14 protein-coding genes are annotated in these 17280 nt (G+C 69.8%); 6 read left to right on the forward strand and 8 right to left on the reverse strand.

What is annotated here, in order from left to right:
* The first annotated feature begins 5 nt into the window (after positions 1-5).
* The 5 genes from ACFWWU_RS02470 (at position 6) to ACFWWU_RS02490 (ending at position 4531) form a co-directional block, all read left to right on the forward strand.
* Positions 6-515, forward strand: coding sequence for a protein jag (locus ACFWWU_RS02470; protein ID WP_384137968.1), 510 nt, complete (start codon positions 6-8; stop codon positions 513-515).
* Between the two features lie 117 nt (positions 516-632).
* Complete coding sequence (rsmG, locus tag ACFWWU_RS02475; RefSeq protein ID WP_317597194.1) at positions 633-1349, forward strand: 16S rRNA (guanine(527)-N(7))-methyltransferase RsmG; 717 nt, start codon at positions 633-635, stop codon at positions 1347-1349.
* 236 nt (positions 1350-1585) lie between these two features.
* Positions 1586-2662 (forward strand): ParA family protein, encoded by a 1077-nt coding sequence (locus ACFWWU_RS02480; protein WP_384138430.1) that lies wholly within the window; start codon positions 1586-1588, stop codon positions 2660-2662.
* Entirely contained in the window at positions 2659-3753 is a 1095-nt protein-coding gene (locus ACFWWU_RS02485; protein WP_384137970.1) for a ParB/RepB/Spo0J family partition protein, read from the forward strand. The genes ACFWWU_RS02480 and ACFWWU_RS02485 overlap by 4 nt, the downstream gene beginning before the upstream one ends.
* Positions 3754-3913: 160 nt before the next feature.
* Complete coding sequence (locus ACFWWU_RS02490; protein ID WP_384137971.1) at positions 3914-4531, forward strand: GNAT family N-acetyltransferase; 618 nt, start codon at positions 3914-3916, stop codon at positions 4529-4531.
* Positions 4532-4612: 81 nt separating this feature from the next.
* On the opposite strand, the gene trxA is transcribed toward ACFWWU_RS02490, so the two are convergent.
* From trxA to ACFWWU_RS02525, 7 genes are all read right to left on the reverse strand, one after another.
* Positions 4613-4945 carry a thioredoxin gene (gene trxA, locus ACFWWU_RS02495; RefSeq protein ID WP_384137973.1) on the reverse strand — a complete coding sequence of 111 codons (333 nt, stop codon included), beginning with the start codon at positions 4943-4945 and terminating at the stop codon, positions 4613-4615.
* A gap of 47 nt (positions 4946-4992) precedes the next feature.
* Positions 4993-5958, reverse strand: a complete 966-nt coding sequence (trxB, locus tag ACFWWU_RS02500) for a thioredoxin-disulfide reductase (RefSeq protein WP_384137975.1) — start codon at positions 5956-5958, stop codon at positions 4993-4995.
* Positions 5959-6097: 139 nt separating this feature from the next.
* Positions 6098-7036, reverse strand: coding sequence for a zf-HC2 domain-containing protein (locus tag ACFWWU_RS02505; protein ID WP_384137977.1), 939 nt, complete (start codon positions 7034-7036; stop codon positions 6098-6100).
* Complete coding sequence (gene sigM / locus ACFWWU_RS02510) at positions 7033-7737, reverse strand: RNA polymerase sigma factor SigM (RefSeq protein ID WP_384137978.1); 705 nt, start codon at positions 7735-7737, stop codon at positions 7033-7035. The genes ACFWWU_RS02505 and sigM overlap by 4 nt, the downstream gene beginning before the upstream one ends.
* A 25-nt stretch (positions 7738-7762) precedes the next feature.
* A complete protein-coding gene (locus tag ACFWWU_RS02515; RefSeq protein WP_384137980.1) occupies positions 7763-9448 on the reverse strand; it encodes a protein kinase family protein in 1686 nt (561 codons plus the stop codon).
* A gap of 116 nt (positions 9449-9564) precedes the next feature.
* A complete protein-coding gene (murJ, locus tag ACFWWU_RS02520; protein ID WP_384137982.1) occupies positions 9565-11799 on the reverse strand; it encodes a murein biosynthesis integral membrane protein MurJ in 2235 nt (744 codons plus the stop codon).
* 45 nt (positions 11800-11844) lie between these two features.
* On the reverse strand, positions 11845-14214 hold the full coding sequence (locus tag ACFWWU_RS02525) for a DUF6049 family protein (protein ID WP_384137984.1): 2370 nt from the start codon (positions 14212-14214) through the stop codon (positions 11845-11847).
* A gap of 190 nt (positions 14215-14404) precedes the next feature.
* On the opposite strand from ACFWWU_RS02525, the gene ACFWWU_RS02530 reads away from it, so the two are divergent.
* Entirely contained in the window at positions 14405-15871 is a 1467-nt protein-coding gene (locus tag ACFWWU_RS02530) for a CCA tRNA nucleotidyltransferase (protein WP_384137986.1), read from the forward strand.
* A 99-nt stretch (positions 15872-15970) separates the two neighbouring features.
* Here the strand turns inward: ACFWWU_RS02530 and ACFWWU_RS02535 are convergent, their stop codons facing one another.
* Positions 15971-17230, reverse strand: coding sequence for an MFS transporter (locus ACFWWU_RS02535; RefSeq protein ID WP_384137988.1), 1260 nt, complete (start codon positions 17228-17230; stop codon positions 15971-15973).
* Between the last annotated feature and the right edge of the window lie 50 nt (positions 17231-17280).

Below are 17280 nucleotides of genomic sequence, written 5' to 3' on the forward strand. Positions count from 1 at the left end.
CATCCGTGACGGAAGCCATTACCTCCGCCGCCGAGGGTGGCGACACCCTGACCCGCCTGGAGCAGGAGGGTGAGATCGCGGCCGACTACCTCGAGGGTCTGCTCGACATCGCCGACCTCGACGGCGACATCGACATGGACGTCGAGGCGGACCGCGCCGCGGTCTCGATCGTCAGCGACTCCAGCAGCCGTGACCTGCAGAAGCTCGTGGGCCGCGACGGCGAGGTCCTGGAGGCTCTCCAGGAGCTGACCCGCCTGGCCGTGCACCGTGAGACCGGCGACCGCAGCCGGCTCATGCTCGACGTCGCCGGTTTCCGCGCCCAGAAGCGCACCGAGCTCGCAGAGCTGGGCGCCAAGGCCGCGGACGAGGTGAAGTCCAGCGGCCAGCCGGTCAAGCTGGACCCGATGACCCCGTTCGAGCGCAAGGTCGTGCACGACGCGATCGCCGCCGCCGGTCTGCGCAGTGAGTCCGAGGGCGAGGAGCCGCAGCGCTTCGTCGTCGTACTTCCGGCCTGATCCCTCTCGTAGTGTCGGCCCCGTCTGTTCGCAGGCGGGGCCGATCTTGGTCAGCCTGATAGTCAGCCACCACAGTGCGCTCGCAGTAATTGCGTGCGGTACGGAAGGACGGTTCCCGTGACGGAGGCAGCGGAGCTCCCGGAGGCCCCGGAGCAGGCGCGGACAGTCTTCGGTGAGTACTTCCCGGAGGCCGTGCGGTACGCGGAGCTTCTCGCGGACGCGGGTGTGAAGCGCGGCCTGATCGGCCCGCGCGAGGTCCCGCGGCTGTGGGAGCGGCACATGCTGAACTGTGCCGTTCTCTCGGAGGTCGTCCCCGAGGGCGTCACGGTCTGCGACGTGGGCTCGGGCGCCGGTCTTCCCGGCATCCCGTTGGCTCTGGTCCGGCCCGACCTCAAGATCACTCTCCTGGAGCCGCTGCTGCGCCGGACGAACTTCCTCCAGGAAGTCGTCGAGCTGCTGGGCCTCGACCACGTGACCGTGGTCCGTGGCCGCGCGGAGGAGATGCTCGACAAGATCACACCCGTCCACGTGGTGACCGCTCGCGCGGTGGCCCCGCTGGACCGCCTGGCCGGCTGGGGCGTCCCCTTGCTCCGCCCGTACGGCGAGATGCTGGCCCTCAAGGGCGACACCGCGGAGGAGGAGCTCAACGGCGCTCGCGCCGCACTCTCCAAGCTCGGTGTGGTGGAGACCTCGGTGCTGCACGTGGGCGAGGGGATCGTCGATCCGCTGTCCACGGTCGTCCGGGTGGAGGTCGGCGAGAGCCCGGGCGGTGTGCGGTTCGCGGCGAAGCGGGCCAAGGCTGCCCGGACGAGCAAGACCCGTCGACGCCGCTGAGCGTCGCATACGTACCATTTCGGAGTGTCGAACGGCTCCGGCCGGGCAGCAGGGGCATGGTGTTTCACGTGAAACGTCGCTCCCTGCTGCACGGGATCATCAGCCGCGGTCGCGCGGCTGCCACGCCCCGGGACCGTAAGCCCCGCGTGAAGCCACTCGCGAGGGTTACGGAGTTGTCCACAGAGGTGGATTCACCCACAGAACCACCGACCTCGCTGGTTCACGACCCCGAAAGCATGGCAGGCTCTGCTCATCGCGAGCCTGAAGCCGAGGAGAGTGAATCCTTGCGGTCCGACGCCAACATCGCGGGACCGATGACCGATCCGGTCCCCGGTCCCCGAACCGAATCGGTGGGGGAGGATGTTTCACGTGAAACATTGCCCCCGATGGACGACACCCCCATTGGTCGTGCTGCCCAACTGGCAGTAGAAGCCCTGGGTCGTGCCGGTGAGGGACTTCCCCGACCGGCCCAGACGCGCGTGATGGTGGTCGCCAATCAGAAGGGCGGCGTGGGCAAGACGACCACGACGGTCAACCTTGCCGCCTCGCTGGCCCTGCACGGCGCCCGGGTGCTGGTCATCGACCTGGACCCGCAGGGCAACGCCTCTACGGCGCTCGGCATCGACCACCACGCCGAGGTCCCCTCGATCTACGACGTTCTGGTGGACAGCCGGCCGCTGTCCGAGGTGGTGCAGCCGGTCCTGGATGTCGAGGGCCTCTTCTGCGCCCCCGCCACCATCGATCTCGCCGGTGCGGAGATCGAGCTCGTGTCGCTGGTGGCGCGTGAGAGCCGTCTGCAGCGGGCGATCCAGGCCTACGAGCAGCCGCTCGACTACATCCTCATCGACTGCCCGCCCTCCCTCGGCCTGCTCACGGTCAACGCCATGGTGGCGGGCGCCGAGGTGCTGATTCCGATCCAGTGCGAGTACTACGCGCTGGAAGGCCTCGGCCAGCTCCTGCGGAACGTCGAGCTGGTCCGGGGCCATCTGAACCCCGAGCTCCACGTCTCGACGATCCTGCTCACCATGTACGACGGCCGGACGAGGCTCGCCTCCCAGGTCGCCGACGAGGTGCGCACACACTTCGCCGAGGAGGTGCTGCGGACCAGCATTCCGAGGTCCGTCCGCATCTCGGAGGCACCGAGTTACGGCCAGACGGTTCTCACCTACGACCCGGGCTCCAGTGGTGCCCTGTCGTACCTGGAAGCCGCCCGCGAGATCGCCCTGCGGGGTGCTGCCCTGCACTACGACCCGCAGCACGCCCATACAGGGCACCAGAACAACCAGCGCAGCACGTCGGAGGGTGTCCAGTGAGCAAGCGACCTAGGGGATTGGGGCGTGGGCTCGGTGCGCTGATCCCCGCCGCTCCCCAGGAACAGAAGGTTCCGGCGGTCGGTATCGGGGTGGGCGCGACCTCCCCCGGCGCTGCCTCCGGGCTGTCGGCTGAGCGAGGCGTGGCCGCCGCGAAGCTGGCGACGCTTCCGCACAGCAGCCCGTCCCCCGATGCGGCGGCGTCGTGGAGCGAGGCCGAGGAGGTGGCCCTGCCGGAGATTCAGGGCGGGGCCTACTTCACCGAGCTTCCGGTCGACGCCATCGTCCCCAACCGGCACCAGCCGCGTGAGGTCTTCGACGAGGACGCTCTGGCGGAGCTGGTCGTCTCCATCAAGGAGGTCGGCCTCCTCCAGCCCGTGGTGGTGCGCAAGGTCGATGACGAGCGCTACGAGCTCGTCATGGGTGAGCGTCGTCTGCGGGCATCGAAGCAGGCCGGCCTTGAGCGGATCCCGGCGATCGTCCGGGACACCGACGACGAGAAGATGCTCCTGGACGCACTCCTGGAGAACCTCCACCGGGCCCAGCTGAACGCGATCGAAGAGGCCCACGCCTACGAGCAGCTGCTCAAGGACTTCGGCTGCACCCATGACCAGCTCGCGGAGCGGATCGGACGTTCCCGGCCGCAGATCTCCAACACGCTGCGCCTGCTGCGTCTCTCGCCGCCGGTGCAGCGGAGGGTCGCCGCCGGCGTGCTCTCCGCCGGCCACGCGCGGGCCCTGCTCGGCGTGGAGGACTCGGAGGCCCAGGACCAGCTGGCCTACCGGATCGTCGCCGAGGGCCTCTCCGTGCGTACCGTCGAGGAGATCGTGAGCCTCATGGGCTCCGAGGAGCCCGCCGCGGTCAAGCCGAAGGGCCCGCGGGCCGGGGGGCGCGTCTCTCCCGCACTCACCGATCTCGCGTCACGGCTCTCGGACCGCTTCGAGACCCGGGTGAAGGTCGACCTGGGGCAGAAGAAGGGAAAGATCGTCGTCGAGTTCGCCTCGATAGACGATCTGGACCGGATCCTCTCGACCCTCGCCCCCGGCGAGGGGAAGGTCATGGACCACAACACCGAGCGGAGCGAGCAGGGCTGACGCTCCTGCTGCGCTGAGGTTGCCCAGGGCGGGTCGGGCTCCGGTCTTCATCGGAGCCCGACCCGCCCTTTGCCTGCGAGCGGTGTCCCCCTGATCGCCCGGTCGATACGATTCTGAGAAGCGTATCCGTGCTCAAGGGCGAGGGAAGCGAGGGGAAGCCGTGGGGCGTCGGCTCGTACCGCTCACGCTGGACAACCTTCCGGATCTTCCCCAGCGATGTCGCTCCTGTGTCTTCTGGGAGCTCGACCCGGTCAGCGGAGAGGCCGCCGTGAAGGCGGGGCGTCCGGAGGTGGAGAAGGAAGCCTGGATCTCGGCGGTCCTCCTGGAGTGGGGTTCCTGCGGGCGGGTCGTCTACGTGGACGAGGTGCCCGTCGGCTATGTGCTCTACGCTCCCCCGGCCTATGTGCCGCGGTCGACGGCCTTCCCGACCAGTCCGGTGGCGGCTGACTCCGTCCAGCTGATGACGGCCTGGATCATGCCGCAGTATCAGGGCCAGGGGTTGGGCCGGATGGTCGTGCAGACCGTGGCCAAAGACGTGATGAGGCGGGGCTTCAAGGCGATCGAGGCGTTCGGCGATGCCCGGTGGAAGGAACCGGCCTGTGTGCTGCCGGCCGAGCACCTCCTGGCCGTGGGCTTCAAGACGGTCCGGCCACATCACGCGTTCCCCCGGATGAGGCTGGAGCTCCGTACGACGCTCTCCTGGAAGGAGGACGTCGAGATGGCTCTGGACCGGCTGCTCGGCGCCGTGCAGAAGGAGCCGGCCCTGCGGCCGCTCTAGGACAGGGACACGAGAACGGCCCGCCCCTTGTCGGGGCGGGCCGTTCTCGTGTTTCACGTTTCACGTGAAACAGAGGGCGTGTCAGCCGTTCGAGGGCTCGACGAAGTCCGCCAGGTCGCGCAGGATGGCGGCCTTCGGCTTGGCGCCGACGATCGTCTTCACGACCTCGCCGTTCTGGTAGACGTTCAGCGTCGGGATGGACATGACGCCGTACTTGGCGGCCGTTCCCGGGTTCTCGTCGATGTTGAGCTTCACGACCTCGATCTCGCCGTGCTCGGCTGCGATGGCCTCCAGCGACGGGGCGATCTGGCGGCACGGGCCGCACCACGCCGCCCAGAAGTCCACCAGGACGGGCTTGTCGCTCTTGAGGACGTCCTCTTCGAAGGAAGCGTCGGTCACAGTCTTCAGGGCCACGGCGGCCTCCTTGTTTTCGCGGGGTGTGGAGTCAGGAAAGACGAGGGTCAGACCGCAGGGGTCTCGGCCAGCTTCTCGCTGTCGGCGAGGGCGGCCAGGAAGCGCTCGGCGTCGAGTGCGGCGGAGCATCCGGTACCGGCGGCCGTGATGGCCTGACGGTAGGTGTGGTCGACGACGTCGCCCGCACCGAAGACGCCCGTGAGGTTGGTGCGGGTCGACGGGGCGGCCACCTTCAGGTAACCCTCCTCGTCCAGCTCCAGCTGGCCCTTGAAGAGCTCGGTCCGCGGGTCGTGGCCCACGGCGATGAAGAGGCCGGTGACGGGCAGCTGGCGGGTCGCGCCGGTCTTGGTGTCGCGCAGGGTCAGACCGCTGAGCTTCTGCTCGCCGTGGATCTCGGTGACCTCGCTGTCCCAGGCGAACGAGATCTTCGGGTCGGCGAAGGCGCGCTCCTGCATGGCCTTGGAGGCGCGCAGGGTGTCGCGGCGGTGGACGATCGTGACGGACTTGGCGAAGCGCGAGAGGAAGGTGGCTTCCTCGATCGCGGTGTCGCCGCCGCCGACGACGGCGATGTCCTGGTCCTTGAAGAAGAACCCGTCGCAGGTGGCGCACCAGGAGACACCGCGGCCCGAGAGCGTGTCCTCGTTGGGGAGGCCGAGCTTGCGGTGCTGGGAGCCCGTGGTGACGATGACGGCCTTCGCGCGGTGCACGGTGCCGGCGGTGTCGGTGACGGTCTTGATGTCGCCGGTCAGGTCCACGGCGATGACGTCGTCGGGGATCAGCTCGGCGCCGAAGCGCTCGGCCTGGGCCCGCATGTTGTCCATCAGGTCCGGACCCATGATGCCGTCACGGAACCCGGGGAAGTTCTCGACCTCGGTCGTGTTCATCAGCGCGCCACCGGCGGTGACGGCACCCTCGAAGACCAGCGGGTTCAGCGACGCTCGGGCCGTGTAGAGCGCTGCGGTGTAGCCCGCGGGCCCGGAGCCGATGATGATCACGTTACGGACGTCGCTCACGGGTTACTTCCTCGTCTCTGCAGACTGCCACTGCCTACGGGGGCGGTTGTCTCGGTCACTCTCACCCCACCCAACGGATCCTACGGGGCATGCATTCCCGAGATTGCCGCGCGGCACGTGGCCGAGGCACAGAGCGAGATCAGGAGCGCGGGTACGTCTCGCTGAGCAGGAGATCGGCCGCAGGGCTTCCGGTGCTCGTGGGCTGGTCCGCACAGGAGGCGTCGAGGACGAAGGCCTGGACCCGGGTGCCGTCCGCGGGGTCGGCCAGCACGAGCAGATAGGCGGGCGCTCCCTGGTACTCGCCCCGCTCGTGGGCCAGCACGGTGCCGGCATGGCCGGTGCCGGCCAGGACGCAGGCCGGGACGGCGCTGTCCCGGTTCCGGTGAGGGCTGGCGGGCGTGGCGCCTTCGGCGGACATCGATTCGGGGCCGACTCCCTGGGGGGTCTTGGCCGTGCTGCCTTCCTCGCCCAGGAGCGCGTGGACGCGATCCTCGACGGGCGTCCCGGAGAAGGGGCTCACGGCCACAACGGCGGCGTCCGCCTTCTTGGCGCCCTGCGCGCTCCCGGCGGTCGGTCCACCGCCCTGGCTCAGGAAGAGGCTCGTACCGAGGACGGCGGCGGCGAAGGCGCCCCCGAGCGCGGAGACGAGCGCGATCCGGCGCCGACGGGGCTTTTCGGAGCGGCCGGGGCCGGTGGCCGCCTTCGGTCGGCCCGCAGGGCGCTCCGTGGCAGGAGAAGGTGCGCCGGAGGGGAGCTGCTCGGTGCGGGGGAGCGATGTTTCACGTGAAACAGGGCTGCCGTTCTCCGGTGCGGTGGCCTGGAGGAGGGCTTCGGCGGCGAGGGCTGCATCGATCCGGCCGGCGATCTCGGCGGGCATGCGAGGCGGTCCGGGCAGCGTGCCCAGGAGGCCCCGGATCTCCTCCAGGGAGGTCCTGACGTCCGCGCAGAGGGGACAGCCGTCCAGATGGCGGCGTACGGCCGCGGAACGGCTCGGTGAGAGGAGCCCCTCGGTCAGATCGGAGATCTCCGAGACGTCCGGGTGCTGTGTCGTGTCGGCCTTGCCGGTCGTGGAAGTCACGCGCGCCCACCTCCGCCCTTCACAGCAGCTGGATCTGTCGGTCCGGTATCCGTCGGCCCCGGCACCGGTGGGACGGATGTCCCCGGCGTCCGGTTCCTTCCCCCTTCGACGGCCTCGTTACCCACTGTGTCGGCGCGCAGATGAGTGACCATCGGGAGGAGGCGGGACCGCCCCCGCGCGCAGCGGCTCTTCACGGTTCCGGTGGGAACGCCGAGGATACGTGCCGCCTCCGCGACCGGGTATCCCTGCATGTCGACGAGGACGAGTGCGGCGCGCTGGTCCTCGGGGATCTGCGCGAGGGCCGCCAGGAGCTGCCGGTGTAGATCCTGGCGCTCCACGGGGGCCTCCGCCGATTCGTGCGGGTCGAGGAGCTGCTCGAACCGGTCGGTGTCGTCGACGGGCGAGGTTCTGCGGGAGGCGGCCTTGCGGATCCGGTCGAGGCAGGCGTTCACCGTGATGCGGTGGAGCCAGGTCGTGACGGCCGACTGACCACGGAAGGTATGGGCGGCCCGGAACGCGGACAGCAGGGCGTCCTGGAGGGCGTCAGCGGCCTCCTCGCGGTCCCCCAGGGTGCGCAGGGCCACCGCCCACAGACGGTCGCGGTGACGCCGTACGAGCTCACCGAAGGCGTCGGGATCCCCGGCGACATGGCGCGCCAAGAGCTCCTGGTCGCCTGTGGCCTCGTCTATCGGAGCGTCCAACGGTGAGCCCCTCCCCGGGCGGTGGTCAGCCCAAGATCTTGATCTCGGCCAGCTTGCCGCGGTAGCCCCCGTCGTTGGCGGGGAGTTCCGTCAGCCAGACCAGAACGTAGCGGGTCGTGACCGGCTTGGTGGGCTTCAGTGCCACGTTGCTGCCCGAGCCGGCTGCCTGGGTCGTGAACCCGTCGGGTGTGGACGGCGCCGACGAGGCATCGGAGGGCGCGGTGCGGAGCTCCACCGAGGTGTGGCCCAGGAACGACAGGTCGACCGAGCTGATCTCCCGGGCCGTGCCCAGGTCGAGGATCAGACCCACCCCCGTCTTCAGGTTGGCGAAGCCGACACCGCGGTAGTTCTCGGTGTACCAGAAAGTGCTGAGGTCACCGTCGTAGGCAAGGTCTATGGCCTGGGGCTTCTCCGAACCGTTGCCCAGCGGGTCGAAGTCCTGGGCGGACACGATGGAGATCGGTTTGAGCGGCTCGGGCTTCTCGTCGACCGTGGGGGACGTGACCGGCGTCTTGGTGGTCGGCTTCTGGTCGAGCAGCCGGTCGGCGATCTGCCAGCTGCCCAGGCCCAGGGCCGCGATCAGCAGGGCCGAGACGGCCCACTTCAGCGCCGTGCCCGTACGGCTCTGGAGCGGGGCCGGTGGCACCAGGACCGGCTGGGTGACGGCGGGACGTGCCTGGGGGCGTCCGTAGGTGCCCTGCTGGTACGTCGTGCGCTGGTAGTCGGGCGGGGTGGGGAACTGCGGCTCAGGCGGCTTGACGCGGGGCATCGCGGCCACGGCCTTGGCGAGTTCGTCCGGCGTCGTGCAGGGCGGCTCCTGGCGGGACGCGGTGGCCCCGTCGTTGGCGAGGGCGCGCATGGCGATCTCGGAAAGGCCGCGGTGGACTCCCGCCCGGACCTGGTCGGGCGGGAGGAGCCCCACGCCCTTGGGGAGGCCCGAGAGCCCGTAGGCGTCGCTGTCGTAAGGCCATCGCTGCGTGAGCGCCGCGTACAGCAGGGCGCCGATCGCCTCGGTGTCGGTGCGCTGCGGGCGTTCGGCGGTGATGCCGCGCAGGGCGGCGTTCACGGCGAGACCGCGGATCCGGTACTGGCCGGTGGAGCTGCGCAGGACGGCGCTCGGGGTGAGCCGGAGGTGCGCGAGGCCCTCGCGGTGAGCGGCGGCCATGGCCTGCGAGACCTGGCTGACGAGCTGGTAGGCGTCGTGCGCCTCCATCGGGCCCGTCGCGAGCAGCGCGGTCAGCTCGGTGGAGTCGGGCAGCCACTCGTGCACGACGTACACGAGGTCGTTCTCCTCGACGGCATCGAGGACTTGGACGAACCGGGGGTCGCCGAGCAGAGCCGCGGAACGGGCCGCGGCCAGGACGGAGCGGGCCCGGGGGTGGTCGGCCGGCAGAAGGTGGACGCCGACGGCACGCCGCAGCTTCTCGTCTACAGCACGCCAACTGCTGAACCCGTCCAGTCGGGTGACGCACTCCTCCAGTCGGTACCGTCTGGCCAGCTTGTGGCCGCTGTGCAGTTCGGGTGCCGTGATGGAGGGCTGTTCGCCGCTCTTTCGTTCGACCGCCTTGTTCTCCGTGGCCTCGGCGGTCGTCGCCGCCGTCTTCTGCGTTTCCGCCACTCCGTCGGTCGCGGCCTTGTCCGCCTTGGCGGTCAGCGGGTCGTCGCCGCTGTTGTCGGCCACGTCGACGGCAGCCGTGCTACGTTCCGCCACCGTCGTCCTGCCTCCCCATCCGTTGCGCCACATCCAACAGCCATGCCAATTGTGCCCACAGTCCGACGCTATGCACGACACGCGGTCCCCGCAGATGGTTGTGCGGGGATACCGATTCAGCGTCCCAGGCGTCCTCGCACCATGCCGACCAGGGTGTTCAGCTCCGCGATCCGCATGCGTTTGGCCGCGACGAAGAAGACACCCAGGAGGACTGCTCCGCCGACGAACAGGGCGACGAGGGAGCCCAGGGCGCCTTCGCCCAGGAGCTTCAGCAGTCCGAAGCCGACGGCGCCGGCGACGATCGCCGCGGGCACGGAGGCCATGCAGAGCCGCGCGTAGGTCCGCATCACATGGGTGCCGTCCAGGTCGCCGCCGAGGCGGTTGCGCAGGCGGCGCCAGGCGATGCCGACGCCGACGGCGTAGGCGAGTCCGTACGAGGCGGCCATGCCGACGACGGCCCACTGCGCGGGCAGGAGGACGTAACAGAGGGCGGAGGCAGCCCCGTTCACGGCGGCGACAATGACCGTGTTGTAGAAGGGCGTCCGGGTGTCCTCGTAGGCGTAGAAGCCGCGGAGCACGACGTACTGGACGGAGTAGGGGATCAGGCCGAGGCCGAAGGCCATCAGGATGAAGCCCATGCCCTGGGCGGCCTCGACGCCGCTGGAGGCGTAGAGGAGCGTGCACATCGGGACGCCGAGGGCCAGGAAGGCGAAGGCGACCGGGACGATCGCGACGGCCGAGTTGCGCAGGCCCTGCGAGATGTCGTCGCGGACGGCGCCGGGGTCGTTGTCGTGGGCGGCGCGGGAGATCCGCGGCAGCAACGCGGCCATGACGGAGACGGTGATGATGGCCTGCGGCATGCCCCAGATCAGCTGGGCGTTGGAGTAGGCGAGGAAGCCGGCGCCGTTCTTCCCCGACTCCTGACCGGCGGCCGTGGCGAGCTGGGTGACGACCAGGACGCCCGCCTGGTTGGCGAGGACGAAGAGGACGGTCCACTTGGCGAGCTTCACCGTCTTGCCGAGCCCGTGGCCCTTCCAGTCGAAGCGGGGCCGGAAGCGGAAGCCCGTCTCGCGCAGGTACGGGATCATCGCCAGGGCCTGTACGACGAGCCCGAGGAGGGTGCCGATGCCGAGCAGGCGGATGCCCTCGTCGGGAATGGTCTGGACGCCCATCTGGGACTCGGCGGAGGTGCCGTAGACCCAGATGAACAGGCCGAACGTGACGATCATGACGATGTTGTTGAGGACCGGCGTCCACATCATCGCGCCGAACTTGCCGCGGGCGTTGAGGATCTGGCCCATCACCACGTGCACGCCCATGAAGAAGATCGTGGGCAGGCAGTAGCGGGCGAAGGTCACGGCCACGCTGTTGGCCGCGGCGTCGTCGGCGATCGTGTTCGACATCAGCCGGACCAGCAGCGGCGCGGCGAAGACGGCCGCCACCACGATCAGGCCGAGTGCCACCATCACGAGCGTGAGCAGGCGGTTGGCGTAGGCCTCGCCGCCGTCCTCGTCGTTCTTCATGGAGCGGACGAGCTGGGGGACGAAGACCGAGTTGAGGCCGCCGCCGACGGTGAGGATGTAGATCATCGTCGGCAGGGTGTAGGCGATGGTGAAGGTGTCACCGAGTAGTGCGGCGCCGAGCGCGCCGGTGATCACCAGGCTGCGGACGAAGCCGGTGAGCCGGGAGACCAGGGTGCCGGCCGCCATCACGGCGCTCGACTTGAGCAGCCCGGAGGCGCGGCCGGACTTCTTCGGTGCGGGGGCGGGAACGGGCATGGGGTCCGGCTCCGAGGCGGGCGGGGGCACCTGCCCGGGCGTCTGCTGGTCCCGGTAGAGGTGCGCGAACGCGTCCGGCTCGGGCTGCTCCTCGCCGGCACGGGTCACCAGGTCGTCGACGCCGGTGAACTGCACCGTGCGGGCGTCGTCGCCGTACGGCAGGTGACGCGAGGGGCCGTCGGGCTCGGGCGCCGGAGTCTGCGCCCACACGCGGGGGTCCGGGGCGTGCGGGGGCGCGGCGGGCTGCTGGTAGAGCGGCTGAGGCTCCTGGTAGGTACCGGGCGGGGGCGGCGGGTGCGCGGCGCGGTCGTAGAGCGCCTCGGTCACCGGGTCCTGCGCGGAGAGGTCCTGGGCCTGGTACGGATCGTGAGCGAAGGCGTCCTGGACGTAGGGGTCCTGCGCATACGGGTTGTGCTGCGCGTAAGGGTTCTGCCCGTGCGGGTCGGGGACGCCCTGCTGAGGCGATGGCGGCACCGGTGGATACCCGGAACCGGGGGGTGCCGCGGGCGTTCCACCGGACGGCTCGGTGCCGCCCGCGCCCTGGCCGCGGTCACCGTCGTACGGCGCGTTCATGGTTACCCCACCTCATCGTCCCCGGCCGACCGGCCACGGCATCGCTCAACGGTCCACTTTCTCACCCGGGCCCGACGGGTCGCCGCTTTCGGACCCGGTGTCCGGTGTCGGGTCACTCGGCTGCTCGGGTTCACCGCCCTCGACGTCCTCCGTCTCCGGCGCGGGCTCCGACTCCGTGCTTGCCCCGGATTCCTCGGCCTCGGTTCCGGATTCCTCGGATCCTTCGGCTTCCGTCTCCGCCTTCCTGGCCGCGACCCGCTTCCGCTGGCTGTACATCCGTACTCCGGCGAGGACGAGGAGCAGCACGCCGCCGGCGATGACGAGCATCACGGTGGCGGTGATCTCGGAGACCTTCACGTTGAAGGTCATCGGCTGCCCGTACGGGGTGCCGTCAACGGTGTAGAGCTGGGCTGTCATCGGGACCTGGCCGTTGACGTTGGCCGAGGCGTTGAACTTCACCGACTGGCTGTGCCCGGCGTTGATCTTCACGGGGAGTTCGGCGTAGCGCCCGCCGTTCAGCTCCAGCCGGTTCCCGTTGCCGGAGGTGAGGCGCAGGACCAGGTCGTCCACGCCCTGGAGCAGCTTGTTCTGGACGGTCACGGGGATCGTCGCGCTACGGCCGGACAGCGTGAGGTCCGACTTGTCGACCAGCTGGATGCCCTCGGTGAGGTCCTGCAGGTACTTCAGGACGTCGTTTCGGTAGACAGCGGCCGCTCTGGCCTGACCGCGCCAGGAGGTGGACATCTCGCGGCTGATCGCGTTGCCGAACGGGGTCACGACACGGTCCGGGAGAGTCAGGACGATCTTGAAGTCGTCCAGCTCGTCGCGGGTGGTCTTCATGTCACGGAAGGTCTGGACGGGCAGTTCCCGGTCGCGCAGCTGCTTCGGGTACCGGGAACCGCTGGGCACCGTCGTGGACGCGTCCGGGTCCGGCTTGGCCGCGGCCGCCGCCTGGAGCTCGATCGGATTGTTCCAGCGCCGGGCGGACAGCCCGCGAAGAGCGTTCGCCATCGCCTGCGCCTGGGAGACGGTCGGCACCCGCTGCGGGGCGACCACGACGCTGCGCTGCTGCTCAGGCTGTTCCAGGGTGATCGCGAGCGTCTGCGCGAGGAACTCCTGGACCGCGAGGGTGGAGTTCTCCGCGCGGACCATGTCGCCCTCGAAGGCGGTGGACAGAAGCTCGTCGCTCACCACGGCCGTGGTGCTGCCGTTGCCGAGGGGGCGGGCCGCCGTCGGCGTGTAGGGGAGATCGTCGCGGACGCTGTCGCTGCGGGCGATCACCTTGTTCGCGCCGGCGGAGGTGGCGACGGCCACGATCGAGGGGTCGACAGCCCCTTCCACAGGCCAGGAGAAGTCGGTGGACGGCTGGACGTGGAGGACGGTCTCGACGGTCATCGCCGCGAGCGAGGTCGCCGACTGGAGGTGTCCCAGGGAGCCCGGGACGTCCTTGCCGCGATGGGCCAGGGAAGCGAGATCGGGGTCGGCGAACGGCAGGGCGACGATCTTGCGACCCTGCACCGCCGTCTCCAGCGCGTTCAGCCACTGCTCGGCCACGGCCTTGTTCTTGCCCGGGACGTGCACCGTGCCGTCCTTGACGCGGTAGCCGTTGGCCATGGCGTCGACGGTGGCCAGCAAATCCGGGTCGATCACCCAGGTCACCGGCAGGTCCTTGCCCAGCGAGACCATCTGCTCCAGCCGGCCGCCCGGACGCAGCTCGGCGGCCAGGGCGTCGTCCTCGAAGACCGGGGTCTGCTGATCGTCCGTGGCCGTCTCCGCAGAGACGTGGGCCGAGGAGATCAGTGGCCAGAGGTAGGTGAGCTGCGTCTTCTTCTCGGTGGCTTCCGGCTGGTACGGCAGGAAGGTCCGCTCGATGCCGAGCACCCGGTCGTAGCGCAGATCCGAGGTCTGGCCGGTGAGCGAGACGCCCAGCTGGTAGACGCCGAACTCGTCGAGACCGAGTTCGGAGACCGGGACCGAGAGGGAGAAGTCCGCGCTGAGCCCGGCGCCGAGGCGGGGGATCTTGAGAGTGGGGGCCTCGTCGAGCGGAGCGGGGTCGCTGTCGCTCCGGTAGCCGGTGCGATCCGACGCCTGGTCGATCTCGCTGCGGCTCGTCATCATCGGGCCGACCCGCAGATCCACGGTCGCGTCGGTGATGGCCTTCTTGCCCCGGTTGGTGACCGTCCCCGAGACGGTGACCGTGTCACCATCCACCGGTGCGCTCGGGGACAGCGTGTCGAGGGACACATCGACGGTCTTGGAGACGGCGGCTTCCTCCGCGGCCTCCGCCGGTGAGGCGGTCGGGGCCTGGAGCAGACCGGCGAGGAGCGGCGCGCCGACGGCGACCGTGATGGTGCGCCGCAGCCATCGGCGGGCAGGTGAGGGACCGGTTCCCTGAATGTCTGCCGCCTCGCCCACGCGTTCGCCCATCCTCGTCGTTGTCTGTGGTGCCAGTGGTGTCGATGGTTCCCGGTTGCTGTGTCCAGGCATGGTAACGAGGCACGCTGGGGGCAAGTGCCGGGGACTGCTCCAGCCGATGGGGCCGCGCGCCCGCCCCGCGGGAAAACGAGGACGTCGCGGTGGACCGGGGCACGTACCCTTTTCTGTTGTGCCGAACGCCAACGAAGACACCCCGACCGCACTGAGCCAGGTGCAACGCCGCGCGGTCAGCGAACTGCTGCGTGTGTCCCCTGTCGCCGACGACCTTGCCCGCCGTTTCCAGGAGGCCGGGTTCAGCCTCGCGCTGGTCGGCGGCTCGGTACGGGATGCCCTGCTCGGCCGGCTCGGCAACGACCTGGACTTCACCACCGACGCCCGCCCCGAGGACGTCCTGAAGATCGTCCGCCCATGGGCCGACGCCGTCTGGGAGGTCGGGATCGCCTTCGGGACGGTCGGCTGTCAGAAGGACGCCCGCGTCGGAGACGCTGATCAGCGCTTTGAGATCGAGGTCACGACGTACCGCTCCGAGGCGTACGACCGGACCTCGCGGAAGCCCGAGGTCTCCTACGGCGACTCCATCGACCAGGACCTCGTCCGGCGTGACTTCACCGTCAACGCCATGGCCGTGGCCCTCCCCGAGAAGGAGTTCATCGATCCGTACGGCGGTCTGGAAGACCTTGCCGCCCGGGTCCTGCGTACGCCGGGCACGCCCGAGGAGTCCTTCTCCGACGACCCCCTGCGCATGATGCGGGCCGCGCGGTTCGCCGCCCAGCTGGACTTCGAGGTGGCACCCGAGGTCGTCACGGCCATGCGGGAGATGTCCGGCCGGATCGAGATCGTCTCCGCCGAGCGGGTCAGGGAAGAACTCAACAAGCTGGTGCTCTCGGCGCACCCCCGGAAGGGCCTCGGCCTGCTCGTGGACACGGGTCTCGCCGACCACGTCATGCCCGAGCTGCCCGCGCTGCGTCTGGAGAGTGACGAGCACCACCGGCACAAGGACGTCTACGAGCACTCGTTGACCGTGCTCGACCAGGCGATCGACCTGGAGGAGGACGGCCCCGACCTGGTGCTGCGCCTCGCTGCCCTGCTCCACGACATCGGCAAGCCGCGCACCCGTCGCTTCGAGAAGGACGGCCGGGTCTCGTTCCACCACCACGAGGTGGTGGGCGCGAAGATGACCAAGAAGCGCATGACCGCGCTGAAGTACTCCAACGAGATGATCAAGGAAGTCTCGCGGCTGGTCGAGCTGCACCTCCGCTTCCACGGTTACGGGGACGGCGAGTGGACCGACTCGGCGGTGCGCCGCTATGTCCGCGACGCGGGACCGCTGCTTTCGCGGCTGCACAAGCTGACCCGTTCGGACTGCACCACCCGCAACAAGCGCAAGGCGACGGCGCTCTCCCGCACCTATGACGGCCTGGAGGAGCGCATCGCCCAGCTCCAGGAGCAGGAGGAGCTGGACGCGATCCGTCCCGACCTGGACGGCAAGCAGATCCAGGAGGTCCTCGGCATCGGACCCGGTCCGGCCATCGGTCAGGCGTACAAGTTCCTGCTGGAGCTCCGGCTGGAGAACGGTCCGATGGAGCACGACCAGGCGATCGCCGCACTCAAGGAGTGGTGGGCGGCGCGCGGCTGAGACGAGTCGGGGAGATGGGGTGGGTGTTTCACGTGAAACACCCACCCGATCGTGACCGAGGCAGCGATGCCGCAGAGGGGTGGTGTTTCACGTGAAACATCATCCCTCTGTGCGTTCCTTTCGCAGTGCCAGCGCGATCGCCGCGTAGACCGCCGCCACGAGGACGACAAGCAGGGGGGAGCGGCCGTCCGGCGGCAGCATCAGCGCCGCGATGCCCGCAGCCCCCACGAAGGCGACGTTGAACAGCACGTCGTAGAGGGAGAACACCCGGCCCCGGTAGGCGTCGTCCACCGTCGTCTGCACCACCGTGTCCGTCGCGATCTTGGCTCCCTGGGTGATCAGCCCGAGAACGAAGGCGGCGACGAGGAAGGGTCCGGGGTCGAAGAACAGGCCGAGCGTCGGCACCAGGACGGCGGCGATCCCGGCGCACAGGGTCATCCAGCCGAAGGGTCCCAGTCGTCCCACCGCCCAGGGGGAGAGGACGGCTGCCGCGAAGAACCCGGCCCCCGAAGCGGCGACGGCGATCCCCAGGAGGCCAAGGCCTTCGGACTCCGTGGTGCTCCAGGCGTAGCGGCTGAGCATCAGCACGGTGACGAGCAGGGCGCCGTAGCAGAAGCGCATCAGGGCCACCGCGGTCAGCGCCCTGGCGGCGGGCCGTCGCTCGGCCAGGTGCCGCAGCCCTTCGACCAGCCCCCGGGCCGTGGAGGCCAGCGAGGAGGCGAGCCGCTGTGGAACGAGCTCCGGATCGGGTCCGAGGAGTCCCCGGGGCATCCGCAGGGAGGCGAGGGCGGACAGCAGGTAGAGAGCAGCGCCGAAGGCCACCACGGCCGCGTCGGAGTCGTCCGCGATCAGCCGGACGCCGAAGGCCAGACCGCCTCCGAGCGTGGCGGCGAGGGTGCCGGCCGTAGGGGAGAGCGAGTTCGCCACGACCAGCCGTTCCTCGTCGACGACGCGGGGGAGCGCGGCCGAGAGGCCCGCGAGCACGAAGCGATTGACCGCTGTGACGGAGAGCGCGGAGGCGTAGAAGAGCCACTCGGGGACGGAGGCGACGACGAGCACGGCGGTCCCGCAGGCGAGCAGGGCCCGCAGGAGGTTCCCGTACAGAAAGACCTGTCGGCGCTGCCAGCGGTCGAGGAAGACTCCGGCGAAGGGTCCGACGAGCGAGTACGGGAGCAGGAGCACGGCCATGGCGGAGGCGATGGCGGTGGGCGAGGTCTGTTTCTCGGGGGAGAAGACGACGTACGTGGCCAGGGCCACCTGGTAGACGCCGTCGGCGCACTGGGAGAGCAGCCGGACGGCGAGCAGGCGGCGGAAGTTCGTCAGGCGCAGGAGTACGCGCAGATCACGTACGGCGGACATGGCAGCAAGACTCACATACGAAGAGGGCCCCCGGGCAGCGCCGCGGGGAC

It is taken from the genome of Streptomyces sp. NPDC058650, assembly GCF_042717315.1.
Taxonomy (GTDB): Bacteria; Actinomycetota; Actinomycetes; order Streptomycetales; family Streptomycetaceae; genus Streptomyces.